Source organism: Colwellia meonggei (assembly GCF_057537295.1).
The window spans coordinates 288,767-313,938 of the sequence record NZ_BAAJLZ010000003.1 but is presented as its reverse complement, the minus strand read 5'-3'; the positions used below and the strand labels follow the sequence as shown (position 1 = coordinate 313,938).

At 37.1% G+C, this 25,172-nt stretch carries 22 protein-coding genes; 17 read left to right on the top strand and 5 right to left on the bottom strand.

Annotated features, from left to right (window positions below; genetic code table 11):
- Positions 1–138: 138 nt before the first annotated feature.
- The 5 genes from AC27E9_RS09875 to AC27E9_RS09855 all read left to right on the top strand — a co-directional run bounded on the left by AC27E9_RS09875 (position 139) and on the right by AC27E9_RS09855 (position 8,330).
- Positions 139–1,269: a hypothetical protein gene (locus tag AC27E9_RS09875; protein WP_487129680.1), complete on the top strand. Its 1,131-nt coding sequence runs from the start codon at positions 139–141 to the stop codon at positions 1,267–1,269.
- 816 nt (positions 1,270–2,085) lie between these two features.
- Positions 2,086–3,189, top strand: a complete 1,104-nt coding sequence (locus AC27E9_RS09870) for an efflux RND transporter periplasmic adaptor subunit (RefSeq protein ID WP_487129678.1) — start codon at positions 2,086–2,088, stop codon at positions 3,187–3,189.
- Positions 3,190–3,209: 20 nt separating this feature from the next.
- Positions 3,210–6,287 (top strand): efflux RND transporter permease subunit, encoded by a 3,078-nt coding sequence (locus tag AC27E9_RS09865; protein WP_487130052.1) that lies wholly within the window; start codon positions 3,210–3,212, stop codon positions 6,285–6,287.
- Positions 6,284–6,961, top strand: a complete 678-nt coding sequence (locus AC27E9_RS09860) for a response regulator transcription factor (protein WP_487129676.1) — start codon at positions 6,284–6,286, stop codon at positions 6,959–6,961. Before AC27E9_RS09865 ends, AC27E9_RS09860 begins: the two co-directional genes overlap by 4 nt.
- Positions 6,954–8,330, top strand: coding sequence for a sensor histidine kinase (locus AC27E9_RS09855; protein ID WP_487129674.1), 1,377 nt, complete (start codon positions 6,954–6,956; stop codon positions 8,328–8,330). The genes AC27E9_RS09860 and AC27E9_RS09855 overlap by 8 nt, the downstream gene beginning before the upstream one ends.
- Positions 8,331–8,385: 55 nt before the next feature.
- On the opposite strand, the gene AC27E9_RS09850 is transcribed toward AC27E9_RS09855, so the two are convergent.
- Positions 8,386–9,045 (bottom strand): GNAT family N-acetyltransferase, encoded by a 660-nt coding sequence (locus tag AC27E9_RS09850; protein ID WP_487129672.1) that lies wholly within the window; start codon positions 9,043–9,045, stop codon positions 8,386–8,388.
- Positions 9,046–9,258: 213 nt separating this feature from the next.
- Positions 9,259–10,071 carry a choice-of-anchor H family protein gene (locus AC27E9_RS09845; RefSeq protein WP_487129671.1) on the bottom strand — a complete coding sequence of 271 codons (813 nt, stop codon included), beginning with the start codon at positions 10,069–10,071 and terminating at the stop codon, positions 9,259–9,261.
- A gap of 228 nt (positions 10,072–10,299) precedes the next feature.
- On the opposite strand from AC27E9_RS09845, the gene AC27E9_RS09840 reads away from it, so the two are divergent.
- The 4 genes from AC27E9_RS09840 to AC27E9_RS09825 all read left to right on the top strand — a co-directional run bounded on the left by AC27E9_RS09840 (position 10,300) and on the right by AC27E9_RS09825 (position 14,540).
- On the top strand, positions 10,300–10,611 hold the full coding sequence (locus tag AC27E9_RS09840; protein WP_487129669.1) for a PepSY domain-containing protein: 312 nt from the start codon (positions 10,300–10,302) through the stop codon (positions 10,609–10,611).
- Between the two features lie 3 nt (positions 10,612–10,614).
- Complete coding sequence (locus AC27E9_RS09835; protein WP_487129667.1) at positions 10,615–11,295, top strand: response regulator transcription factor; 681 nt, start codon at positions 10,615–10,617, stop codon at positions 11,293–11,295.
- Between the two features lie 104 nt (positions 11,296–11,399).
- A complete protein-coding gene (locus AC27E9_RS09830; RefSeq protein WP_487129665.1) occupies positions 11,400–12,698 on the top strand; it encodes an ATP-binding protein in 1,299 nt (432 codons plus the stop codon).
- Positions 12,699–13,085: 387 nt separating this feature from the next.
- The gene (locus tag AC27E9_RS09825; protein WP_487129663.1) at positions 13,086–14,540 is read left to right on the top strand and encodes a DUF3300 domain-containing protein; all 1,455 of its coding nucleotides are present in this window, start codon (positions 13,086–13,088) and stop codon (positions 14,538–14,540) included.
- Between the two features lie 115 nt (positions 14,541–14,655).
- Here AC27E9_RS09825 and AC27E9_RS09820 read toward each other — a convergent pair whose 3' ends face one another.
- The gene (locus tag AC27E9_RS09820) at positions 14,656–15,012 is read right to left on the bottom strand and encodes a DUF3192 domain-containing protein (protein WP_487129661.1); all 357 of its coding nucleotides are present in this window, start codon (positions 15,010–15,012) and stop codon (positions 14,656–14,658) included.
- Between the two features lie 174 nt (positions 15,013–15,186).
- Between AC27E9_RS09820 and AC27E9_RS09815 the strand changes: the two genes are divergently transcribed.
- Positions 15,187–15,501 carry a hypothetical protein gene (locus AC27E9_RS09815; protein ID WP_487129659.1) on the top strand — a complete coding sequence of 105 codons (315 nt, stop codon included), beginning with the start codon at positions 15,187–15,189 and terminating at the stop codon, positions 15,499–15,501.
- 82 nt (positions 15,502–15,583) lie between these two features.
- On the opposite strand, the gene syd is transcribed toward AC27E9_RS09815, so the two are convergent.
- Entirely contained in the window at positions 15,584–16,162 is a 579-nt protein-coding gene (gene syd / locus AC27E9_RS09810) for a SecY-interacting protein (protein WP_487129657.1), read from the bottom strand.
- A gap of 75 nt (positions 16,163–16,237) precedes the next feature.
- On the opposite strand from syd, the gene queF reads away from it, so the two are divergent.
- The 7 genes from queF (at position 16,238) to AC27E9_RS09775 (ending at position 24,025) form a co-directional block, all read left to right on the top strand.
- A complete protein-coding gene (gene queF, locus AC27E9_RS09805; RefSeq protein ID WP_487129655.1) occupies positions 16,238–17,089 on the top strand; it encodes an NADPH-dependent 7-cyano-7-deazaguanine reductase QueF in 852 nt (283 codons plus the stop codon).
- 186 nt (positions 17,090–17,275) lie between these two features.
- Positions 17,276–18,910, top strand: a complete 1,635-nt coding sequence (locus AC27E9_RS09800) for a GGDEF domain-containing protein (RefSeq protein ID WP_487129653.1) — start codon at positions 17,276–17,278, stop codon at positions 18,908–18,910.
- Positions 18,911–18,935: 25 nt separating this feature from the next.
- A complete protein-coding gene (ppnN, locus tag AC27E9_RS09795; RefSeq protein WP_487129651.1) occupies positions 18,936–20,282 on the top strand; it encodes a nucleotide 5'-monophosphate nucleosidase PpnN in 1,347 nt (448 codons plus the stop codon).
- Positions 20,283–20,286: 4 nt separating this feature from the next.
- Positions 20,287–21,111, top strand: a complete 825-nt coding sequence (gene xni / locus AC27E9_RS09790; protein ID WP_487129649.1) for a flap endonuclease Xni — start codon at positions 20,287–20,289, stop codon at positions 21,109–21,111.
- Between the two features lie 146 nt (positions 21,112–21,257).
- Positions 21,258–21,635, top strand: a complete 378-nt coding sequence (locus tag AC27E9_RS09785) for a DUF3192 domain-containing protein (RefSeq protein WP_487129647.1) — start codon at positions 21,258–21,260, stop codon at positions 21,633–21,635.
- A gap of 326 nt (positions 21,636–21,961) precedes the next feature.
- Entirely contained in the window at positions 21,962–22,969 is a 1,008-nt protein-coding gene (locus AC27E9_RS09780; protein WP_487129645.1) for an isocitrate dehydrogenase, read from the top strand.
- Positions 22,970–23,239: 270 nt separating this feature from the next.
- A complete protein-coding gene (locus AC27E9_RS09775; RefSeq protein WP_487129643.1) occupies positions 23,240–24,025 on the top strand; it encodes a hypothetical protein in 786 nt (261 codons plus the stop codon).
- A 61-nt stretch (positions 24,026–24,086) separates the two neighbouring features.
- Here AC27E9_RS09775 and rlmM read toward each other — a convergent pair whose 3' ends face one another.
- The gene (rlmM, locus tag AC27E9_RS09770) at positions 24,087–25,169 is read right to left on the bottom strand and encodes a 23S rRNA (cytidine(2498)-2'-O)-methyltransferase RlmM (protein WP_487129641.1); all 1,083 of its coding nucleotides are present in this window, start codon (positions 25,167–25,169) and stop codon (positions 24,087–24,089) included.
- Positions 25,170–25,172 lie beyond the last annotated feature (3 nt).

Genomic DNA, 25,172 nt, shown 5'->3' with positions numbered 1-25,172 from the left:
AGTAAACAATTCTTCTAGACGCACTGACATTGCCTGCAAAATTAGTTAATCTTCGCATGTGCTGATTTAGCATCTTTTCCTAGCTAGTTTTAACGGTTAACGCCTAATAAATTTATGCTGGCTTTTACCGGAGGTTTTGTGCAACTTTTAAAGTCATTACTTTGCCTGCGCGGTTATGATAACCGAGCACGCTTTATCATCATTATTTTTTCATGCTTGGTCAGTTTTGTGATCTTAAACGAAGTATTTTTAGATATGGCTCTAGCGGCTGTAATAGGACTATTACTTTGCGTGTCAATTTCCTTCATAGCGACGCAACGTCGACTCAATGATGCACAACTGCACCGGAATTGGATATTAGCGCCAGCAGGCAGCTTTTTAATATCAGGTTTGATTATTACTTTTCTTGGCCACGGTAGTATTTATTGGTTATTACTCATACCACTATTACTGTCATTACTATTGCTGACTTATCCTAGTAAACGACAACGCACTTTTATTCTGGGCTATTGTGGACCGGTTGATTTGTCCGAGTATTTAACAAAATCTAATAATGCTGCACGGTCTAACCAACGTATAGAGCCAACCATGAATAAAACTCAAACTAATGACACATTAGTTGAGGCTCATGTTGCTAATTCATCTTTGCATCAATCAGCAACAACGGCTGTTGATTTCCCTAACCCAGCAAGCACTTTAACAGGCGAACCGGTAAATGATATTGGCGAATCTATTCGACATGCGCTTTTTAGCCACAAAAATGCTCGAATAACCATTTCAGTAGTGAGTTTCTTAATTATTTTAGCAATCATTATTTCATTGATATTTAGCGGTGAAAAAACAGTAACTGACGCTACTCCTAATACTGTCAAGAATGTAGAGACAGAAAGTAGTTCCGATCAACTGCAGCATCATATTACTTTACCTGATAAGTTTTCTTTAATGGTGACAACATACGAAGGCATAGTCATTAATTGGCAAGCCGACAGCACTGACAATAATGAGTATTGGAATATTGCGAATGCTCAAGGAGACAAAAGTTGTCAAAGCATTGAATTTAATCAGGCAGGTAAAATCAGAAGTATTAAAGTTGATGTACAAAACAACGACCAATACTATGCGTATTTCTCGCCACTAGATACCAAAGCTCTAGTTAAAAACATTGCCTTTAAAGGCAGTTTCTCTTTATGTGGATATAAGTTTTCGTTAAAAGGAAGCCAAGCAGCATTAGGAAAGAATGAATATTATGCAAATCTAATAGAATATTAATTGTTTTGCTAAATTTCAGACAAAAAAATGCGGTTCAATGAACCGCATTTCTTAAACTAGCTTTTGTGCATCCTGCACAATAAATAATGATCCCGCTTCATCCATAAAGAGCTGTCCTTAGCCTTTCCTAGCAAATCATTTGCTGTCCTCGTTATCCTTCACAGTAACTATCCTAGTTACAACTGTTGTCTATGTTCCATCATCCTGACGACTTTTTCCGTGACAACATTTCCTTCTATCCTTGCGAGATATCCTATCTCTTCGCTATACTAAGCGTCCTTCTGGTAGCTAACTACCGTTTGGGTAAACCCCGTGTCGTCCTGACAGTTGTAATATTAGAACATTCACTTATTTTTCAAAGTTACTTTTTCAAAATAAAATCACTGTAATCAAAATGAAACAATACGTTATTTTATGTAAAACCTTAATTAACAGCAACTTAAAGGAATTCTAAGATAAATCAATAGCGTAAATAAACCATATATCCTACACCAATGTAAGACATATCCTACATCACTACTTCACTTTCAGGCGAACACAAATTCGTCACTTTAAATAGTATTTATGGTGAACTAAATACTTACTAAAAGAGTCTAGATTTAGTGACTCATTTCAATCAGCAATGCTAAAGCTGATCGCGAATCGAGCATTTGTCATCTTTGTCCTATAATTTAACGCAATTAGTCAAAAATAAATTTCAATTACGATAATAGGTTAACCTAGCGTTAACCCCATCTAGCGTAAACTTTATAAAATAGACTGAAATCTAATATTGCAACTAAGTAAATCAATTGTGAAAAATGTAGGGGAATAAAAATGCGTACAGCCTTTATCGCTATTGCAGTAAGTGTTATTGCACTTGGATGTAGTGAACCAAAAGCCAAGTTTGAAGAAACCATTAGACCAATTGCATGGCAGGCGGTTACACAAACATCGCTAGATCAAGTTCGCCGCCTATCTGGCACGGTTTATCCTATTGAAGCAACAGATTTAAGTTTTGAAGTTAATGGTAAAGTTGATTGGGTTAAAGTTAAATTGGGGGACTCGGTGCAACGAGGTGATGCTTTAGCACAGCTTGACCAACGAAACTTCACTTTAAGTGTTCAGTCGTCACAAGCCAATCTACAACAAGCAAAAGCTTCACTAGTTGAAGCTGAAAATGAATATAAACGTTATACTGAGCTACTCGAACAGGGGTTAGTATCTCGCTCTGGTTTTGATAACGCAAAAGCAACCTTTGAATCGACATCAAGTGCCGTCAGTATTGCCAAAACCCAACTCGATATTTCACAAAAAAATTTAGACGACACCCTACTAGTCGCCCCCTATAACGGTATGATCACGAAGCGTATGATTGAACCTTCTATGCAAATAGCATCAGGACAAAGTACATTTGAAATTGCCGGTGAAGATGGCTTGGAAATTCAGGTGATGGTGCCAGAAAACCTCATTGACAACCTGAGCAAGGGCAAGGATATTAGTATTGATTTCCCTGCAATTATTGGCGTAAAAGCTTTGGGCAGTGTTACTGAAATTGGTTCTCGCGCAGAAGCTGCCAATGCATTCCCAGTTACTGTAGTGATTAATACTGACATTGCTGGTTTACGCGCGGGTATGACCGCCGAAGTAGATTTTACCTTTGAAGGTGTTGGCAGAACGGGTTACACCGGTAAAATTTTTAGAGTACCTGTGTCTGCACTTTCTGCACAAAAATTACAAAAAGCAGCAGTCTTTGTTTATAACCCCACTACAAAATTATTAGAAAAAAGATTAGTGCAAACTGAAAGCATTATAGGTAACCAAGTGCTTATTTCTTCTGGCTTAACTGAAGGAGAAATAATTGCCACAGCAGGTGTGTCCTTTTTACGCGATGGTCAAAACGTACGTTTATTAGATAAAAATATTCGTCGCTTTAATTAACTCCCTAGGACAAACATATGATGAACTTCACTGAAATTGCATTTAAATATCGTAAATCGGTATTGATGGTCTTAGCGTTACTGTTAATTAATGGCGCTTTTGCCTATTTTACCTTACCGGCGCAAGAAGACCCAACAATCACCATTAGAGATGCCATTGTAACTACGTCTTTTCCTGGTATGGCACCAGAGCGAGTTGAACAACTTATTACCCGTGCTTTAGAAAAAGAAATCAGAAAAATTCCCGAGGTTGAACAAATTCGTTCAACCTCTGTTACTGGTCGCTCAGTGATCCATGTTGAAATTTATGATCGCTACTTTAACCTTGATAACATTTGGCAAGATTTACGCAATAAAGTAAAACAAGCGGAAGTTAACTTACCCAGTGGCACCCATACACCTTTTATCAATGATTCATTTGGCGACGTTTCTGTTGTTACATTAGCGCTAACTGCTGACGGCTTTTCCTTAGGTGAAATGTACGATATTGCCAAACATATACGCGATAATATTTATACGGTCGATGGTACTAAAAAAGTTGAAATTATTGGTGCACAAGAGGAAAGAATATTCCTTGAAATAGCCAATGCAAAGTTATCTCAATTAGGTATTTCACCTATCACCATTATTGATGAACTACGAAATCAAAATATTATTAGCCCAGGAGGTGAAATAGACACCGGTGCCCTGTCAATGGTGGTTGAGCCAACTGGAAATTTCACTTCTGTCGACGAAGTTGCGAATACTCAAATTAGCATCCCTGGTACCGATGAGAGCTTTGCATTAAAAGACCTTGTATCCATTCGTCGTGGCTATATTGACCCGCCAGATCAACCCGCATACTTTAATGGTAAACAAGCCATTATGTTCGCAGTTTCTATGCTACCAGAATACAATTTATTAGAGTACGCGCCACGTGTGCAAGCATTGATGACTGACATTACCGAAACTTTGCCAATTGGCTATAACGTTGATTATGCAACCTTTCAGGCTGATCAAGTACAACAAAGTATTCAAGGGGTTTCTAGCAGTGTCGTGCAAACACTTGCGATTGTTCTTGTTGTAGTAATCTTATTTTTAGGTATGCGAACTGGATTAATTGTTGGCTCAATTGTACCGTTTGTCATGTTAACTACACTAGCCATTATGAAGTTTAGCGGCATGGTGTTAGAAAAAATGAGCTTAGCAACACTCATAATCGCTTTAGGGTTACTCGTTGATAATGGTATTGTTATCGCCGAAGACTTTAAACGCAGAATAGAAGCCGGCGTTGATAGATTTCAAGCCATGTGCCAAGGCGGTAAAGAACTCGCTTTACCTTTACTAAGCTCTTCAATTACAACCATTTTATTCTTTTTACCTTTAATGCTTGCCGATAATATAGCCGGCGAGTTTACACGTTCCGTTTCTCTAGTCATTTTAATTACCTTGATGACGAGCTGGGTGCTTGCCTTAACCGTTACCCCAACCTTGTGCTACTTTTTTATTAAAGTTGATAAGGGTGAAAGTAATTTAAGCAATAGTGAAAACGATTCATCTATAACTTCAAAAACCACATCGTCCGCTTTTTATCGACGATATGAACAGTTTCTGCATTGGATAATGGCGCATAAAGTTATATTTTTAGCGGCCATGTTCGCGTTACTTGTTTTCTCAATGTCTGGTTTTAAATACGTTGCCCAACAATTTTTCCCTGACTCTGATCGTATGCAGATTATGGTTTATGTTGATTTACCTAATGGTACATCGACAAGAGAAACCAATCGCCAAATGAAAGAAGTGTTTGCCTGGTTAGATCAAGAAGAAACCTTACCTGAAGTAATAAGTTATGCCGGTTACACAGGCTTTAACGGCCCACGCTTTGTTTTATCACTGAATCCCGAGGACCCTGCTGATAACAAAGGTTTCATTATTTTAAACATTAAACCTGATACTGATTTAGACACTATGGTTAATCATATCCATAATCAAATGTTAGAAAATTTCCCCAACGTGTCAGCACGCGTCAAGCGTATGTTTGCCGGCCCGTCAGATTCAAGCACAATTAGTATTCAAGTAAAAGGACCTGACAAAACGGTAATTTACGACAAAGCTCAAGAAATCATGTCTGTATTAGAGGAAATTCCTTACACTAAAAATGTGCGCAGCGATTGGGAAAACCGTATTGTAAAAGTGCAAGTTAAAGTTGACCAACACCGCGCTCGACGTGCTGGCGTTACATCAGAAGATATAGCTGTTGCACTGCAAAGTTTCTTTAGTGGCGCAACTGTTACTGAATATCGAGATGGCGATGATATTATCCCTATTATTTTACGGGCTAACGAAGCCGAACGTTCAAACCTAGATAGATTGCGCACGGTATCTGTCATGTCAACGAATAGCGCAACGGCAATTCCATTATTGCAAGTGGCTGACTTTTTACCTGTTAACCAATTTGCAAAAATTCAACGTGAAGATATGTTCACCACTATAACCGTAGAAGCTAGCAATACCGAGATGACCGCACAAGATTTACAGCTAAAAATTGATGATAAAATTCAAGCATTAGCAAAAGACTTACCGGTTAATCACCATATCGAATACGATGGTGTAATTGTAAAATCAGCAGAAGCTCAACAAGCCTTAAGTGCTAATATGCCATTTGTTTTAGGTTTAGTGGTAATATTACTAGTGATGCAATTTAATTCTTTCCGTCGCGCTTGGATCATTATTTTAACCATACCATTAACATTAATTGGCACAGTAAGCGGCCTATTAATCATGAATGCGCCATTTGGTTTTATGGTTACTTTAGGTATTTATAGCCTTGCTGGTATCATTATCAATAACGGTATTGTATTGATTGACCGCATAGACATTGAACGCTCACAAGGCCAAAACGCCTATCAAGCGATTATCAATTCTTGCTTAACTCGCCTGCGCCCTATCGCTATGACCACAGTAACGACAATTATGGGCTTATTTCCTTTAATGATGGATACTGGCTCTATGTTCTATGGCATGGCTGTTGTGCTTGCCTTCGGTTTAGGAATAGGAACAATTTTAACTTTAGGTGTTGTTCCGGTACTTTATGGTCTTTTCTTTAAGGTTACTCGATGAATTACAACATATTACTCGTTGAAGATGATGTTGATTTAGCAAGTACAATTATTGATTACCTCGCGCTAGAAAAAATTTATTGCGATCATGCCAGTAATGGCATGCTCGCAATAGAGCTGCTACAGCAGCACCAATTTGATGTCGTTATTCTTGATATCAATATGCCATTAATGGACGGTATTAGCGTTTGTAAAAGGATGCGAGAAATAGGTTTAACAACACCAGTACTCATGCTTACCGCAAGAGACACCTTAGAAGACAAACTTGCCGGTTTTAAAGCCGGCACCGACGACTATTTAATAAAACCTTTTGCAATGCTCGAACTTATTGCCCGAATTCAAGTCTTAGCTAATCGTATTAGTGGTCAAGTAAAACAATTATCTATGTTCGGCGTTGAATTAAACTTAACGGCAAAGCTTGCTTATCGCAATGGTGAGAAACTCGCTTTAACACCGACGGGTTGGAATATTTTAGAATTATTAATGCGCAAAGCGAATAGTGTTATTTCCAGACAACAACTAATACAAAACATTTGGGGCGATGATAGCCCCGAAAGCAACAGTTTAAAAGTGCACTTATTTAAACTACGCCAACAGCTTAACAAACATAATTCCGCCGAGCTCATTCATACCATACCTGGGCAAGGGTTTATTTTTAAAGATAATAATGATTAATAATAAAATAATTAAAAACCAAAAAACATTTCCTTTAAAACGCTTTATTTTACGTACGCAAACTTTGGTGGCAATCGTATTTATTCTCGCCTATACCATCATTGTAAACCTTTACTTTATAGCGGGCTTAGATGAGTCAAATTACCAAGACTTACAGTTAGAAGCACATCACTTCGCCATGCAATACAAGAAAAACCCACAGCTATTGCCACCAAGTTCCATTCACTTTACCGGCTTCATTAACTGGCAGAATGTGCCAAAGAACAAAAAAGTACATTTCCCTGCTCTTGAAAACATGACAAAAGCGAGTAGTAGCAATATTGTGTTAACTCATGAAAATCAGTGGTCTTGGTCGCCAAAAGAAGTTATTTATGTTGTGACACTGCCATTAGATGACAATAATATACTGTATTTATTTCGCCATATTAATAACGAGAAATATGCCATTTCGAATAACAGCCAAATATCTCTATTAACGAGTTTGACTTTACCGATAGCGGCTTTGTTTTTCATTTTATTACGAATAACCGTTAAATTAACCTTACGATACAATCTTAAACGAATAAATCACTTAGATCGCTGGGTTGGCGAACTTAACTTAGATAATGTAGAAGCCCCCGTACCAAACTTTAACTTTAATGAACTTAATCGCATCGCCAATAAGCAACGCAATACCTTATTAAAAATAAAAAGTTTACTCGAAAATGAACAAAATTTTTTACGCCATGCTAGCCATGAGCTTAGAACGCCGATTGCCGTTGTTAGAAGTAATAGTGAGTTACTTGAACGTATGTGGCATCAAACCTCAAACGAGACTGCAGAAAATCAGCCGCCAGCTGCAAACTTAACAGCACTTAACCGTATTGCACGCGCGGCAAATAATATGCAACAACTAACAGAAACGCTTTTATGGTTAAGCCGTGAAGAAAGTAACGACATTGTCTGCGAAAAAGTAAGCATAAAAAATTTAATAACAGAGTTAATAGAAGACAACAATTATTTACTTAAAGGCAAATCAGTTGAAGTATTTACAACACTTGCTGAAGATCAGTTAACCCTTGCATATACGCCATGTCGTTTGGTGTTAAGTAATATCATCCGCAACGCTTTTCAATATACTCAAAACGGCGCCATTAATATTACTTATAACAACAAAAAGGTTCGTATCGACAATGTAAATAACCTTTCGGGTGAGATGGCTCATATAAATCACGAACGGCCAAGTACTATAAATAATGACTATGGCTTTGGTTTAGGATTGCGATTAGTAGAGAAAGTTATTGCAAAACTGGCATGGCATTATCAAAACATTGCCATTTTGGATGGCCGCTCTGTCGAAATAGACTTTTCAACTAACAATCAAGATTAATAATTCGTTAAAAATAAAAAAGGGAGCATTGGCTCCCTTTTTTATTATATCTGCGTTATTCATTATCATTGTTGTCGCTATCACGATAATAAACCATCAAAGAGCCGGAAACGTTACCAACATCAACCTCTTTAATAAACTGATAATTTACATCATTAAAAAAGGCTTTGTATTTCTTGCTAGTCGCATAAACCGCTACCCCTTCACTGTCTTTATGCTCGGTTAAAATAGTATTTACAGCCGCCATTAAGTAATGACCAAAACCGTGATGCTGATGCAGCGGGTGTATAGCAATAAATGACAACATATGAAACTTTTTCAAAGGTACCGACGCCAATACGACCTTTTCTTTTTCTATCATTTGCTTAGTACTAAAATAACCAGCACCAAGTAACATTTTTAAACGCCAATGCCAAAAACGTTCAGAACTAACCCCTTCTTCAGGGTTATTTAAACAGGCAACACCAACCATAGTTTCACCTAAGTAAAGCCCAATCATTGGTTGTTTTGCATGCCAAAACGCATTTAACTCTTCACGAATTGATGCCCGCAATCTTTGTTCGTAGTCGCTTTTTTCAGCAGAGAAAATCTCTAAAAAAACCGGATCATCATGGTAAGCTTGGTATAATAAAGACGCTGCTAGGCGCAAGTCTTCTGCGGATAAATAGGCTGCTTTTATATCGACATTCGTTTCGTCAATGACTGCTGATGACATCTAAATTCCCTCATAAATGATTTCGATTTATTATTATTTTTATCGCTTCACCATATCAGTATTTTAGAAATCAGGTCAAATTATTCTCTATACAAGCGCTAAGCTACCAAATTATTCTATACATTTTTTATGGATAACCGCCCAATAGAAAGTGGCTGTTGCAACAGCAACAGCCACGTTAAACGAGAAGAGTCAGTAATCACTGAAGCTAGGTTAAGCAGTAAATGACCTTCGACGACCGATAAAGACAAATAACAGCAAAACGATCCCCCACGCTACGCTACCACCATGTTCATCATAATGAATAACTTCAACATATTCAGGATCATAATCAGCACTTTCTAACGGTAAGGCATATAAGGCATTGGTATCATCAGAGCTATAACTTGTAACAACATCGCTATAACCAACCTCATATAAATCTATCAGCACATCGTAATGGTCCGGAGCATAACCTGAATCTAATCGTGTGATAACTTCAAACTCATCATCGGTACGCTCTCCGGTAATAATAAAATCATCAGTTGAAAAATACAGTACCCACGGGCCACCATTTTTACTCAAATATAAGTCAGCATAAACTCTTGCTTGTTCGCCAATAATCGGGGAAAGCACGTCGGCATCAAAGCTAACACTAAAAGTTTGGTAGTAACCATCAGCATCGATATCAGTCAGTAGCTCACTATAGCCCTGATAGATAGCAAAACTATGGTGTAAGCTAACCGCACTGTTAGTCTCTGCCGGACCAGCTTGCGCCGTACGACTTTTCTTGGCTGCAATGGCACGGGTGGTTTTAACTGCATCTCGCTGCATGCCTTGATATTTTGCCGTTCTAACGGTTAAGTCTGAGTCAGGCAATTTTTCCAGCACGGATAAAGTGTCATTAGTTAGCTCATGCTTATAGCCAGCAAGAGAATGATTTTCTTTTGTTGGAAGTTCATCAGTTCCATTCGAAGTATATGCCAAACTTGAATAACTAACGGCAAACATCATTATCACAACACTAATTTTTATTTTATTAAACATATCTGCATTCTCACATTAGGAAGAAGTTAAAGAATGAAGTTATTTAATCGTAAAGTGCATGAACCTTTGCTGAACAAAATGAAATAAGTTAGCAATAATTTTCGTAGTGACATCAATTAACTTATGTTCAGTATCTGTTCAGCTTAACTAATTTAAATTAGCCCTGACTTGGATTACCTCAGCCAATATTTTACACTGGGTAACAATACAGTTTGATCAGGTGTAACAATGAAAAAACAATTACTTATTATCAGTATTATTAGTTTACTCACGGCAGCGCCAACGTTCGCTTCGCTTGAGGCAACTAGTGATACCTTAAGAATTGTCCCTAGTAAATATGCTAAGTCTCAGCAATCAAAAGCAATTAGCGCTCAACAAGCAGCCCGTATTGTAAAAAGTAAATATGGCGGCAAAGTGTTAAAGGTAAATAGTAGTGGTTCAAAAAACAAACCAAGTTACCGAGTGAAATTACTGAAAAAAAATGGTCATGTAATTTCTGTAAATGTAGACGCCAAATCTGGCCGAGTATCAGGACATTAGTACATGCGGATATTATTGATTGAAGACGACGAGAACCTACAAAGTCAAATAAAAAACCATTTAACAACTGCAAAATACAGTGTTGATGTTGCCAGTGACGGTGAATCTGGTTTATTTCAAGGTCAAGAATGTCCGTACGACGCCGCAATTATTGATTTAGGCTTACCAAAGCTTGACGGTGTAAGCATTATTAAAACTTTGCGAGAACAAGGCTTTAATTTCCCAATATTAATTCTTACTGCGCGCGGTAGTTGGCAAGACAAGGTATCTGGCCTTGATGCAGGCGCAGACGATTACCTAACGAAACCATTTCATATTGAAGAGCTACTTGCAAGGCTCAATGCTTTGATCAGACGTAGCGCCGGAAAAGCCAGCCCAATTATTGAAAATGGTCCGTTTTCTATCAACACTACCAGTATGCAAGTACATGTTAACAGTAATTTAGTTTCTCTGAGCAGTTATGAATACAAGCTGTTTGAGTACCTAATGCACCACTTAGGAGAAGTTAAATCAAAAGCAGTGTTAACTGAGCATATTTATGATCAAGACTTTGACTTAGACTCTAACGTTATAGAAGTATTTATTCGTCGTCTTCGTAAGAAACTAGACCCTGACAACAAATTTAAGTTTATTGAAACGCTACGTGGCCAAGGTTATTTATTAAAAAAATTTGATAAAGAATAGTCTAATAATTTTATCCTGTACTAATTGAGTAACAGCCATTGCTAACAAAACTTAAAAACGCTTTTAATTCCTTAAAAAACCGCGTGTTGTTTAGCGCGTTGCTGATGATATTTGTGCTATTGCCATTGGTTGGTTTAATCATCAGTAATGCCTACGAAAAACATATGGTCGCAGGTATCAACAATGAGCTTTCTGCTTATTCTTATTCTATTCTTGCCATTGTCGAAGTTGAAGACAATCAACTGATCATGCCAGAACAATTACTCGAAACTCAATTTAATGTTAGCCAATCGGGCTTATATGCGGCCATTACTTCTGCTAGAAATAGCAAAGACTCTGAAGCCAAAACAGAAAAACTATGGAGTTCTCAGTCACTACTTTCTGATTGGCAAGGTGATAACTTTCAGCAACCAGCTTTAGGACAAAGTAAATTTTACCAGGCAACAATAGATGAAAAACAACATTTTGTTTACAGCTTAAGTGTCAGTTATGGCAGTGAAGCACATCCCTTCCCGATAACGCTGCACATAATTAAACAACAAACTGATTTAGCTATAATGATGACAGAATTTCATCATCAACTGTTATTAGGTTTAGCTGGTCTAATGCTAATTTTATTGCTGTTTCAATACTTATGGTCACTTTGGACACTAAAACCATTAAAGGTGTTAAGAGCAGAATTGAAAAGTGTTGAACAAGGCAATGCCGAACGCTTAAAAGCACTTTACCCAACTGAACTGACACAAGTAACCGAGCAATTAAACTTATTACTAAGCGCAGAACAAAAACAACGCCAACGTTATCGCAATGCTCTATCCGACTTAGCTCACAGTTTAAAAACACCATTGGCTGTTATTCAAAGCCAACATCAGCTTTCTCAACTTACCATTGAGCAATTAGGTATTATAAATGCCATGGTTGAGCACCAATTACGAAAGGCACAAAGTGCGGGTCAGTCGTCTTGGCATTTAGGAACTCAAGTTGCGCCAATTACAGATAAATTATTTAGTAGTCTCAGCAAGATATATCAAGAAAAACAATTAACATTTACCAATAATATTCCCCAAGACTGCAATTTTAAGGGTGACGAATCAGATTTATTAGAAATGTTAGGAAATTTACTCGATAACGCCTGTAAAGCTGCCAAAAATAAAGTTGCCCTTAATGTATTTTCCGAAAACAATGCCATTATATTTATTGTAGAAGATGATGGTTGCGGTATCGAAAAGTCATTACGCGATGATATTTTACAGCGTGGTACACGTGCCGACACCTATCAACATGGCCATGGTATTGGCTTAGCAATTGTTAGAGATTTAGTTGATAGTTACCATGGGACTATTTCGATAGAGAGCTCTACGGCATTAGCTGGAGCAAAATTTACCTTAAACTTTCCGCAGTAGCGTTTTATAGCAAACATTATAAAAAACACTTATTAGCTTCATCTCATACAATGTCGAACTGTCGAAGTAACCATTGTTATATTGATTTTAATTATCTAAATCCTATTGCCAACTAAGCCAAATCAACACACAAAATATCAACTGTATAACAAACTTCGCTATCTTCAGTTCCTTATCAATACCAAACGTTAGTTGATAAAGCCCATAATTCCTAACGACAAACCGAAATAGAAATAAAAACTCACCGCAATCTAACTGTTCAGCGACCATTCAGTTTACAAAGCGTATTATTATGTCCATCACTTGAAAAGTAATAATAAACGCCAGCTAAATTCACTGTCGTTACAAGGTTTACTATTCAAATCGGTCGTAATAAGGAGAGCGTAAATGCAAACCCCAAAATTAAAAAATACGATGACTAACATTATAGTTTCACTGACTGGCGCATTAGCACTGTCGTTAACCGCTACCCAAAGTTTAGCAATTGAAAGTGCCACTATAACCACAACAACTGATAGCCAGCTCACTGAATTACAAAGCTCAACAAGTATTAGCCAATTTACTGAAGCTGAGTTAGCACAGATGCTAGCCCCGATTGCACTATACCCTGACGCACTACTTAGTCACATTCTAATTGCGGCCACATACCCAATTGAAGTTGTAGATGCTGAACGCTGGCTCGCCAAAAATGAACACTTTTCCGACCAAGAGCGAGCTGATGCTGCGGAGAAAAAAGAATGGGATGCCAGCGTAAAAGCGCTTCTACCCTTTCCAAACATCCTCAAAAAACTCAGTAACGATTTGCATTGGATGCGTAATTTAGGTGATGCTTTTTTACAAGACCAAGCGCAAGTTTTAGCTAGTGTACAATCTTTACGACAACAGGCCGATCGAGCTGGAAACCTCGACAATATGAATAATGTTAAAGTTGTTCGCGAAACAAAAACCATAATTATAGAGCCTACACGACCCGAAGTAATTTATGTGCCGTATTACGATACTCGTGTAGTTTACGGACATTGGCGTTGGACACATTACCCACCAGTGTATTGGCATTTTCCGCGCCATTATGCCTATCATCATGGGCCTTATTATTGGCATAACCCAGTTCATCTAACATTAGGGTTATTTTTTGGCAGTGTTCACTGGCACGACCGTCATGTTGTCGTACACCGTCATAAATCTCGCTATTACAAACACCACAGTAAGAAGCGAATTTCGACCAGCTATCAAGGAAAAAAGTGGCAACATAACCCTCGCCATAGAAAAGGCGTTGCATATCGCACAAGTCATATGCAAAAAAAATATCATAGCCATACGCCTAGTGTACAACGACAAAAAATAGCAAGATCAGAAAAGCTGCATATCGCTAAAAGAAACAAACATAAAGTTAAGCACTCTAGCGCACTGCATCGTAAGGTAAGTCATAAATTAAAAGTTAATCAAGCGGTTAAAGTTAACAAACATACTCGACATAAAAATGCGCTAAATAAAACCCAACCTTATCAAGATTCAAAATGGCGTGGGCAAAAAGCACAAAAAGCACACAACTACCGCCACAGCGCAAACAACAAGGTTAAGCGCAGTGAAAAAGTACAGAAACATTATTCAAATGCGAGCAACCAAAAAAATAAGGTGGTAAAACAGTTTAATACTCAAAAAAGACCATCAACTCACAAGGTTTATAAAAATAAGCAGTCAACTAAGCATTATGTAAAAGCAAACAAAACGGTTAAAAGAAATTATAAAAGCACCAGCAAAAGAACTGTCGCGAAAGTGAGTCATAAAACAAGAAATAGCAGCGCACGCTCACACCGTGGTCAGCAAAAAAAGCGCCATTAATATTCATATGGTTAAGAGACAGAAGTTGGGTAAGTGAAAGTTCAGGGGAGGTAAAAGGGGCAATATCGAAAGCCGATATTGCCCCTTTTTTTAACTAGAATATGTTAAATGTAAATTAACGACCTTGCTCAATGGCGGTTAAAATATCATTTGTAAAAACCAATTTGGTACATTCATCTTTAGTTGTTAATCCATCTTTGTGTAAACGATGGGTACGGTAATAAACAACATTAATAGTTTTATCATCATCCATATAAGTTTCATTGAAGTCAGCAACTCCCATTTCACGCGAAACAGCAGAAAAAGCACTGTTTAATTGAATACGTGCTATTTTTTTTCTATTTTCGTACTCTCGATCTTCAAAATTTGAATTAAATGAATGGCCGTCTTCTCCGCCAACAGCAATAACACAGCCAGTTAAACCAAATGTTAACGGCGCCACAACGATTAAAGCTAATAGTGATTTTTTCATTTTATTGTTCTCTCAGTATAGAAGTATTGTTTTGAATATTAGATAGCAAATGCCAAACCAAGTTTTCAAGCTATTGAATTAATTACAAATAATAGAAATACTAAGAAAACAATACAAGACACCGTTAGTATTTTTCGCTAAAATGTTGTTACTTTAACATTTGAGTTAACCTTTATGACGATATCTGACGAAATTTCCATCATTGCCAATAAACTAGCTAACCAAGGAAAAACACCGAGTGTAGCCTTAATAAAAAGTAAATTAAGTCAACCAACGCAGTTGCCTCAAATTATTGCCATATTAAAAACATGGCAGCACGAGCCAGACTTTATCGCGCCGCCGCAGGCAGAGCCCTCAGTATCAGAGCCAGTAGATACAAACTATAATCATGACGAATTAACAAAAATGATTGCTCACGCAGTAGCGCCATTAGAAACTGAATTACGGGAAATAAAGACCTTGTTACAACAGTTGATTGCAGAGAAATAGTAGCAGTTGCTTAGATTTGTTTAAAACAAGCTAAGCAACTAAAATTTCATCACAACTCACTTAGAATATTTATAAAGCGCGTTTATCCATTAACCTCGCTTGGTGGGATTTTAGGGCTAAGCTGCGCAATAAACTCGGCAATATTATTTGCTAATTTTTTATGTGGCTCACAACCTACTTTTTCCACCCAAACCTCACCGCTATCATTATCAAGAGAAATAATATGATCTTCGTTATCCGTAACAGCAAAGAAAACAGTCAGTTTCTGCTTTAATTTCGTTTTCATTAAAATATGACCGATAATATTTTCTTGCAAACGCGAAAAATCATCTTGATTCCATGCGAATAACAACGATAAATCTCCTTCGGTACAACTTGCATCCAACGAATCACAAAAAATACTGGTAAAATATTCTTTTATATCGTTATGTAATGTCAGCTCTAACGCCGATTCGACGTTATCAAAGGTTAATGCTTCAGTTATTTTAATAGGCTGCCATAACGAATAAAGCTCCTGATGCACGCCTTGCTCACAAGGTGAAGGCCAATTTTTATCTTGCTCAGTAATAGGTAAATGTTGGAATTTTTGCTGATATGCTTGCAAATAATTTTGCGAAAAAAGCCAAATTGCTTCAGCCAAAGAGACATTTGATATTTTCATCTAACCATGAATTCCTATAAAATAAAGAAAATATAGATTTACACTGCCACAACCAAAGAAGATAAAACCCAAAAAATGAGCACTTATCAAAACGCGAAAGAATTAAGTAACTTAACGCTCGGAAAAACAACAGATTATATTAGTCAATATAACGCAAATTTACTTCAAGGTGTACCTAGAAGCTTAAATAGAGACAGCTTATCGCTAACAGCTGATAATTTACCCTTTCATGGTGAAGACGTGTGGTATGGCTACGAATTGTCTTGGTTAAACAGCAAAGGGAAACCTATAGTTGCCGTTGCTGAATTTCGCTTCCCATGTACTAGCAGTCACATTATTGAATCAAAGTCCTTCAAACTGTATTTAAACAGCTTTAATCAAAGTAAATTTGCATCATGGCAAAATGTGCAAGAAACGTTAACGAAAGACTTATCAGCGATTGCTGGAGCCGATGCAAAAGTATCGCTTTATGCTGTCGACGACTGTCCTGCACTTGCAATTGAAAATAGTTCAGCAATCTGTATTGATGACTTAGATATTAGTATTGAAAGTTTTAACCTTGAGCCAGAAGTACTAAAATCAGCAACTAACCAGAATGAAGAAACTGTTTCTGAACAGTTAGTTTGTCATCTACTTAAGTCAAACTGCTTAATCACCAATCAGCCCGATTGGGCCAGTGTTTACATTAATTACTCCGGTAAAAAAATATCTCATGAAAGTTTACTTAGGTATTTAATTTCGTTTCGACAACATAATGAGTTTCATGAGCAATGTGTTGAACGAATTTACTGTGATATTCAAAAATTTTGCCAAGTTAATGAGCTAACAATATTTGCACGATATACTAGGCGTGGCGGCTTAGATATCAATCCATTTCGTTCTTCACACGCAACAACAGCACCAAATTTGCGCACAATTCGCCAATAGACGAAAATAACTGCACAGAATTTCAGCAACCAGCACAAGTTTCGTGACTTCTGCTGGCTTTTTATGCGGTTATGTTTATTATTAGCGTATAGGTAACTAGGTTTTAAAATTTTACGCTAAAACCTTATTTTGATTTAAAAAATTAACGCGTTTCAATTGAACACCTTTTGTAGGGAAGAGTTTTTTATGGGCGAAAGTACTATTGCGGAAAAAAAAATCAGCCACTTGAAATCAAAGCTTGATACCGCTATTAACGCTCGCAGTGAATTAGAAGAAGAATTTAGTGCTCAATCGGCATTGTTAACAACGTTTATTGGTAAACTATCACAAGCCTGTAAAGGTATTGATAAGTTACTCGATAACAAGCTTGCGAACTTGCGCACATCATTAAAAAAATCAACAAGCTTTGCTGATCTAGAGAAAGAAATTAAAACAATTTCCGCCTTGTTACAGCAACATTCCGTACAGAATGACAAAAACCTCATTAAGATGCATGAACAGTTGCAATCTTCAGGTGCCAGTTTACAAAAAAATAGCAGCTTAGCTAAACAAGAAAAACAACAGTTAAAAAAGCTCATTAGCAATTCACAAGAAAGTAAAGATTCATTGGTTCAATATGTGCCTTTAATGAGCGAATTCATTACTTTTTACGACGCTGCTTTAAAAGCAAAAGATAAAGGCCCGAGTGTTGGTTTATTGAACCAAAACAACGCGGTGTCGCTTGAAAAAATTAACAAAGTTAATACTGAAACAGAAGAAGCTAAAACAAACGTTGGTGATCAACAAGCCTCAAAAGAAATATTAGAGCGGTTTAACGCTATTTTAAATTCGTTACTTGTTTCAGAAAAACATAAAACCGATATAAAGAAAATAAAATCCAGTTTAAACGATAAAATTTCAAATCAGCTATTAATGACTAAATGCTTATCTGTATTTGATCTCATTATTGAAGATGTTAAAAATGAGCGTAGCAACGCCAAAATATTTTTATCTACTCTTAGCGAAACACTAGCAACAGTGCAAGCTTCAGTTAGCTCGACTATAGAATCTAATGCGGCATCAAATACTAAGCACGATAAAATTAATAAAGAGCTTCATGAAAAAATAAGCGAAATGAGCGAAGGTATTAAAGACGCAAACTCGTTAACAGATATGAAGGTTGATGTTAACGATAAACTATTAAATATTGCCAAGACTTTAGAAAAGAAAACAAAATTAGAAGAACAGCAAAGACAAACGCTAGAGAAAAAACTAACTCGTATGTCTGCACAAGTTGAACAACTAGAGCTACAAAGCCAAAGCTTTGAAAAACGTATTCAAGAGCAACAAGCAAAGAGCTTACAAGACGCCTTAACAAAACTTGGTAACCGAGCTGCATTTGACGAACATTTTGCTAAAGAAATTGTTCGCTTTCACCATAAGAAATTTAACTTGGCAATTGCCGTTATCGACTTAGATGACTTTAAACGCATTAATGACACCTATGGCCATACTGCGGGTGATAAAACTCTACAGGTAATTGCTAACACCTTAAAGAAAGTTATTAATAAAGATGCTTTTATTGGTCGTTATGGTGGAGAGGAGTTTGTATTAGTATTTAGTGATATGGATAAAGTCACAGTGGTTAATAAGCTCAATGTCTTACGTAAAAAAGTGGCAAGCTTACCTTTTACCTTCAAAAACAATCGAGTCAGTATCACCTTATCTATTGGCGTTTCATTAGTGAATAAAGACGACAATGTCCATTCAGCATTTGAGCGCGCCGACGACGCCTTATATCAAGCGAAAAAAGACGGAAAAAATAGAGTTATTTACGGATAAAAATAATTATCGAGGAGATCGAGCTATGCATACCCAAATAAACCCTGTTGGTAATATGAATTTATTATCTCAAGCTGAAGTCGATCATTTGCAGCAGTCTGCCACAAGTAAGCTATATAATCTTTACCGCAATTGTTCCTTGGCAGTTTTAAACGCTGGTAGCCATACCGACAATGCAGAAGATATTTACCAACAATTTCTCGACTTTCAAATACAAGTATTGCGTCGCGAACGAGGCGTAAAACTTGCTTTAAATAACCCACCTGAACATGCCTTTGTTGACGGTGATATTATTAAAGGTATTCAAGAACACCTTTCAGCAGTATTACGCGATATTTTATTTATTAGTAACCGCTATGATGACAATATCGAATGTAGCGATAGTGCAACAGATATTACTTTTGATATATTACGTAATGCCAATGCCATTATTCCTGATAGCTCCCCTAACTTAATTACCTGTTGGGGTGGGCATTCAATCAACAATACCGAATATAAATATACTAAAGAAGTAGGCTATCAATTAGGTTTACGTGGTTTTAATATTTGCACTGGTTGTGGTCCTGGCGCTATGAAAGGCCCAATGAAAGGTGCAACCTTTGGTCACGCTAAGCAGAGAAACATCTCAGGCCGCTATATTGGGCTAACAGAGCCAAGTATTATTGCCGCAGAACCACCAAACCCAATTGTTAACGAACTGGTTATCATGCCAGATATTGAAAAGCGCTTAGAAGCTTTTGTAAGAATGTCACATGGTATTATTATTTTTCCTGGTGGCGCTGGTACTGCAGAAGAGTTGCTATACATTTTAGGCATCATGCTAAATCCGCAAAACCAATCACAAAAGTTACCCATTATTTTAACGGGACCTAGTGAAAGTGCGGAGTATTTTACACAAATAGATAAGTTTATCGCCGCAACCTTAGGTGAAACTGCCCAGCAACTTTATACAATCATTATTGATGACCCGGAACGTGTAGCAAAAACCTTTAAAGCGACCACCGAAGAAGTTGTTGCCCACCGTAAACATACTGGCGACTCATATCATTTTAATTGGTCATTGGTTATTGAGCCTGACTTCCAACAACCATTTGAGCCTAACCATGACAACATGGCGTCATTAAATTTACATTACCAACAAGACATTGCCTCTTTAGCAGCAAACTTACGCCGTGCTTTTTCTGGTATTGTCGCCGGTAATGTTAAAGCGAACGGCATAAAAGCCATTCGTGAGCATGGCCCATTTGAAATAAGTGGTGACAAAGAAATGATGGCATTAATGGATACCTTACTAAGTTCCTTTGTTAAACAGCAGCGCATGAAACTTCCAGGTAGCGCCTACATTCCTTGTTATAAGGTTATTGAAGGTTAAGTATATGGCAGCAGTCCATTTGGTATTAGTTGATGCATTAAACTTGATCAGAAGAATATATGCAGTTCAAGAACGTCCATTTTTAATGAACAATGAATTAGCGGAAAATACCAAGAAACAAGTGCTATACAACACCGCGGTAGCTTGTGAGCAAGCGCTAAAAAAAATTATTGAACAATTACAGCCTAGCCATGCCCTAGCAGTTTTCGACTCACAAGCTCCTTGTTGGCGTTACGAGGTTTACCCTGACTATAAAAAGGGTAGAAAAAAAATGCCGGAGCACTTAGCAAATAAACTAGCTGATATTCAAGATTCATTTATGAATCACTTTGTTGACTCGCTAGTATCTGAAGAGGATGAAGCTGACGATCTTATCGCAACTTTAGCGGTAAAAGTGGCACTGCGTGGACAAAATGTCACGGTTGTGTCTACAGATAAATGCTTTCTGTCATTGCTGAGTCCAAATATAAAGGTTTATGACTACTTCAATCGCCGTTACTTAAACGATGAATATGTGCTGAATAAATTTAATGTAAAGCCTGACAAATTAATGGATTTATGGACATTAACTGGCGACAGCACCAATAAAATTCCTGGGGTTGCTGGTATTGGGCAAGTAACAGCATCACAGCTGCTTAATCAGTACGGTTCAATCAAAAGTATTTTGAGTGCTGATGATTTAAAGAACAGTGTTAAAGAAAAGCTAGATAACCATAAAGAACAAATTACTTTAAGCCGTAAATTGCTCACTCTAAAGCTCGATATACCGCTTGGCTTTAATTTAAAGGATATTAGGTTACCCATCGAAAATGCACTTGCCAGCGAATAACAATCTGGTAACATTTAGCTTAATTGTGCTTGATTACGATTAAGCCCCAAGAATATACGATAGAATTATGCCTAAGCAGCTCAATTTAAATTATAGTTAAATAATAATTGTGATTTAAATTCGCTAAACAGGCTAAAGGAAGAAATGTGAATAAGAAAGTCATCGCCAGAATATTAATTGCCTTAGCGGCATATGGCGTGTTTGTTGGCTTAGTTGTCAATTTTTATGATGACAGCCCAGCCAAAATGCAGTGGGAAGATCGCGAAGCATATAACCGCCAGTTTATCGCTAAACTCACTTTAGAAAAATTCAACTTTGATACTGCCATTGAACAGCTAGGCAGCCCTGATATTACTGAAGCAAAAATTGTCGACAACATTCGTTATCAAGTCAGCTTTTACCGAACTCAACATGTAAAATCAGACGGTATCACGACACAAGACGAGTGCACGGCATTACTATTCTCAAACGGAATTTTAACGGCAATCGGAAAAACAGCTTACCAGCAATTTCAAAAATTATAGTATTCGGTACCATTTCATTATAAAACAGCCTTTTTATAGGTTGTTTTATAACTTACATTCAACGCCTTCTATCCTCTTTTGATAGTTAAACTTTATTTTAATTATTTTCAACAACTTAAGCTGTAAATAAGCTAACTTATAACAATTAGACTAAAGTTTAAGGCTAATTTCCCCTAACTGATCCGATTAGTTGCTATAATTGCCAACACTAAAGCGGTGAAAACAGGCTTAGATCAAATATATTTAATCAAATTTGCAGTATATTTATCCTATAAGCGAAGATTTTCTCAATTCAAGAAAAGCAATATTCAAAAGGTAATTAAACAATGGCTAAACAAACCATCACAGTGATCCCTGGAGACGGCATAGGTCCAGACATTATAGACGCAACAATTAAAGTACTTGATAAAGCGGGCTGTAATTTTGAATATGAATATGCTGACGCTGGCTTAACAGCATTGGAAAATCACGGTGACTTAGTACCAGAGTCAACATTAGAGCTAATTAAGAAAAACAAAATCACCTTAAAAGGCCCATTAACGACACCGGTTGGTGAAGGTTTTACTTCAATTAACGTAACCTTACGTAAACAATTTCAACTTTATGCAAATGTTCGCCCTGTACTTTCATTTAAAGGTACCAAAGCACGTTACGAAGATATTGATATTATTACTATTCGTGAAAATACTGAAGGCATGTACTCAGGCTTAGGACAAACGGTATCAGAAGATGGCCAACAAGCTGAAGCAATGAGTTTAATCACTCGCGAAGGTGCTGAGCGCATTGTTACTTTCGCTTACGAAACGGCAATTAAAGAAGGTCGTAAAAAAGTTACTGCTGTGCACAAAGCCAATATCCTTAAATCAACATCAGGGCTATTTTTAAAAGTTGCTCGTGAAGTTGCCGCTCGTTACCCACAAATTGAGTCAACAGAAATGATTGTTGATAACTGCTGTATGCAACTTGTGATGAACCCTGAACAATTTGATGTCATCGTAACAACTAACTTATTTGGCGATATTCTTTCTGACCTTTGTGCTGGTTTAGTTGGTGGCTTAGGTATGGCGCCAGGTGCAAATATAGGCAGCGATTGTGCAATTTTTGAAGCAGTACATGGTAGTGCTCCAGATATTGCAGGTAAAAACTTAGCGAACCCAACCTCAGTGATATTAGCCGCAATTCAAATGTTGGAATATTTAGGTATGTCGGATAAAGCAAATAATATTCGCACCGCGATTACGGACGTTATTGAGTCAGGCGATCGCACAACACGTGATTTAGGTGGTACACATGGTACAACTGATTTTACTGATGCGGTATTAGAGCGCTTATAGCGTTTAAAAATTATGCGTATAAAAGCCAAGCATATAGCTTGGCTTTTTTAGGCCTTTAAAATAGTCCATCCTGCACAGCGATTTAGTAGCAAATATTAAAAGTGAGGCTATACTTGCCTTAGTTTTATTAATGCAGCATTTAAATTTAACAAAGCTAAACCGTGTTATAGCGCAACGCCAAGGAATAAGGTGTCGTATTAATTTGTTGTTAACTACCTTGCATTACCAAACAGATTTCTTGGAGGAGTACACTCAATAAAAGGACTTTTTATGAAATACATAATTCTTAAAAGCTTAACTGCCATCGCTATTTATATCACAGCAAATATTGCATCAGCATCTTTAATGACTTTGGACCTATTATCCCCATCATCATCGCCTTTAGTTAATTATCATAACCCTTACAAAAATGCATTTTCTAATAATAACGATGGCTTTCAAATTTATAACAGGGCTGCAAACAGCAACATCGCCACTAACTTACTTGATAACAGTTTGACTATAACTTCTGACGACTTAGGCATCATCAACAGTACTAATCAAGGTAATTTTTTTGGCATTGTGGATACGGTTAACCCAGATAATCTAGCTGAGTATGCGTCAGCTAGTTGGCAAATCGATATTAGTAATTTAAATTCATTATTGTTTTTAATTGATATGGCTGCCATGGGAGACTTTGAAAATAGTGATCACTTTTCGTGGCAATATAATATTGATGGAGGTTCATTTGTAAGTATATTTGAAAGTTCAGTTGAAGAAGATAACGCTCAAAATTACCTGTTAGAGAGTAAAAACCTTGTTACGCTTAATGATCCACTATCAATAAACTCTCAATTTCTAAACAATAGCTTCCAGCATTTTTCATCACCTTTAATTGGCAATGGTAAAGCTCTAACACTGATACTAAATGCCAAATTAAACGGTACTAATGAAGTATTAGCTTTTCAAAATATCCGTCTAAATGCACAGACTAATTCAGTTAAGGTATATGAACCTAGCTCGTTAATACTGTATGCAATCGCCCTTTGTTTACTAATAACAAGGTTGATGCGCTAAAATCTAAAATGCCATAAAACATGATATTGATTTTATGGCATTTTCAATTTTATTCTAGCTACTACACTAACGGAGGTGGTGATAACAAACGAGCGTGAACAGTCACTTCTTCACGATCATAATATAAATGCTTAGCAAACATTTCATATTGAACCTTATGCTCAGAAAATGCATCTTTAATACTTTGCAAGTCTTCAATAACTTGTTGGTAGCGCCCTTTCATTGGCAATTTCAGATTAAAAATGGCTTCTTGGCATTGCCCTTTTAATAACCATTCACTCATTAATTTAGCAACACGCTGGGGTTTCTCTATCATGTCACATACTAACCAGTAAACATTTTGTTTCTGTGGCACATATTTAAAGCCATCCATAGTACGATGTTTAACTTGTCCAGTTTCCATTAAAGACTCAGCCATAGGCCCATTATCAATTGACGTTACCATCATGCCACGGCGAACTAATTGATATGTCCAGCCACCTGGTGCCGCACCTAAATCAACCGCATTCATGCCTGAAGTTAAGCGAGTGTCCCATTCATCTCTTGGAATGAAATGTAAAAACGCTTCATCTAATTTCAATGTCGAACGACTTGGTGAAGCATTTGGGAATTTCAAACGCGGGATCCCCATAACATGTTGAGAAGTGTTGTGCGCTAATGAGAAGCCAAAAATAGCTTCTTTGCCAGATAGAAATAGCGCATGAAGAATGGCACCCTCTTTATTGCCCTTCTCGGTCAAAACTTTATTTTTTCTTAACGCTTGGCGTAACGGTACAGCAAGTTTTCGACAAAACTTTGATAACTCTTTACCGTCATTAGTATCGGGAGTTTCCATACGTAAGTCTGCATATTGCCACTCAGTCCCTAAGGCTTCAACAATAGCTTCAACACGATTATAGTCAGGTAAGGCTATTTTATCGGTTACTGTCATAAACCACTGTCTAGCAAATATAAGACGACGAAGTGGCATCTTATTCATTAATGCTTCACCTTCTTCTGGATTATTTAAGTGGAAATAAACCACGCCTTGGTTTTTTGATAACTGCAAATAACCATAAACTTCGTTCCAAGCCGCCTTTTCTTGAATTTCTGCACCGCATTCTTTTTCGAATCCAGGGCGACAATATAAAACTATTGCAGTCATTTT

Excerpts from the sequence above, each read along its gene's own strand:
- queF (WP_487129655.1), top strand. The coding sequence starts at position 16,238 with ATGAGCACTTATCAAAACGCGAAAGAATTAAGTAACTTAACGCTCGGA.
- AC27E9_RS09820 (WP_487129661.1), bottom strand. The coding sequence starts at position 15,012 with ATGAAAAAATCACTATTAGCTTTAATCGTTGTGGCGCCGTTAACATTT.
- AC27E9_RS09865 (WP_487130052.1), top strand. The coding sequence starts at position 3,210 with ATGAACTTCACTGAAATTGCATTTAAATATCGTAAATCGGTATTGATG.
- AC27E9_RS09860 (WP_487129676.1), top strand. The coding sequence starts at position 6,284 with ATGAATTACAACATATTACTCGTTGAAGATGATGTTGATTTAGCAAGT.
- rlmM (WP_487129641.1), bottom strand. The coding sequence starts at position 25,169 with ATGACTGCAATAGTTTTATATTGTCGCCCTGGATTCGAAAAAGAATGC.
- AC27E9_RS09830 (WP_487129665.1), top strand. The coding sequence starts at position 11,400 with ATGATATTTGTGCTATTGCCATTGGTTGGTTTAATCATCAGTAATGCC.
- AC27E9_RS09855 (WP_487129674.1), top strand. The coding sequence starts at position 6,954 with ATGATTAATAATAAAATAATTAAAAACCAAAAAACATTTCCTTTAAAA.
- ppnN (WP_487129651.1), top strand. The coding sequence starts at position 18,936 with ATGCATACCCAAATAAACCCTGTTGGTAATATGAATTTATTATCTCAA.
- AC27E9_RS09850 (WP_487129672.1), bottom strand. The coding sequence starts at position 9,045 with ATGTCATCAGCAGTCATTGACGAAACGAATGTCGATATAAAAGCAGCC.
- AC27E9_RS09815 (WP_487129659.1), top strand. The coding sequence starts at position 15,187 with ATGACGATATCTGACGAAATTTCCATCATTGCCAATAAACTAGCTAAC.
- AC27E9_RS09840 (WP_487129669.1), top strand. The coding sequence starts at position 10,300 with ATGAAAAAACAATTACTTATTATCAGTATTATTAGTTTACTCACGGCA.
- AC27E9_RS09870 (WP_487129678.1), top strand. The coding sequence starts at position 2,086 with ATGCGTACAGCCTTTATCGCTATTGCAGTAAGTGTTATTGCACTTGGA.
- AC27E9_RS09825 (WP_487129663.1), top strand. The coding sequence starts at position 13,086 with ATGCAAACCCCAAAATTAAAAAATACGATGACTAACATTATAGTTTCA.
- AC27E9_RS09780 (WP_487129645.1), top strand. The coding sequence starts at position 21,962 with ATGGCTAAACAAACCATCACAGTGATCCCTGGAGACGGCATAGGTCCA.
- syd (WP_487129657.1), bottom strand. The coding sequence starts at position 16,162 with ATGAAAATATCAAATGTCTCTTTGGCTGAAGCAATTTGGCTTTTTTCG.
- AC27E9_RS09845 (WP_487129671.1), bottom strand. The coding sequence starts at position 10,071 with ATGTTTAATAAAATAAAAATTAGTGTTGTGATAATGATGTTTGCCGTT.
- xni (WP_487129649.1), top strand. The coding sequence starts at position 20,287 with ATGGCAGCAGTCCATTTGGTATTAGTTGATGCATTAAACTTGATCAGA.
- AC27E9_RS09775 (WP_487129643.1), top strand. The coding sequence starts at position 23,240 with ATGAAATACATAATTCTTAAAAGCTTAACTGCCATCGCTATTTATATC.
- AC27E9_RS09800 (WP_487129653.1), top strand. The coding sequence starts at position 17,276 with ATGGGCGAAAGTACTATTGCGGAAAAAAAAATCAGCCACTTGAAATCA.
- AC27E9_RS09835 (WP_487129667.1), top strand. The coding sequence starts at position 10,615 with ATGCGGATATTATTGATTGAAGACGACGAGAACCTACAAAGTCAAATA.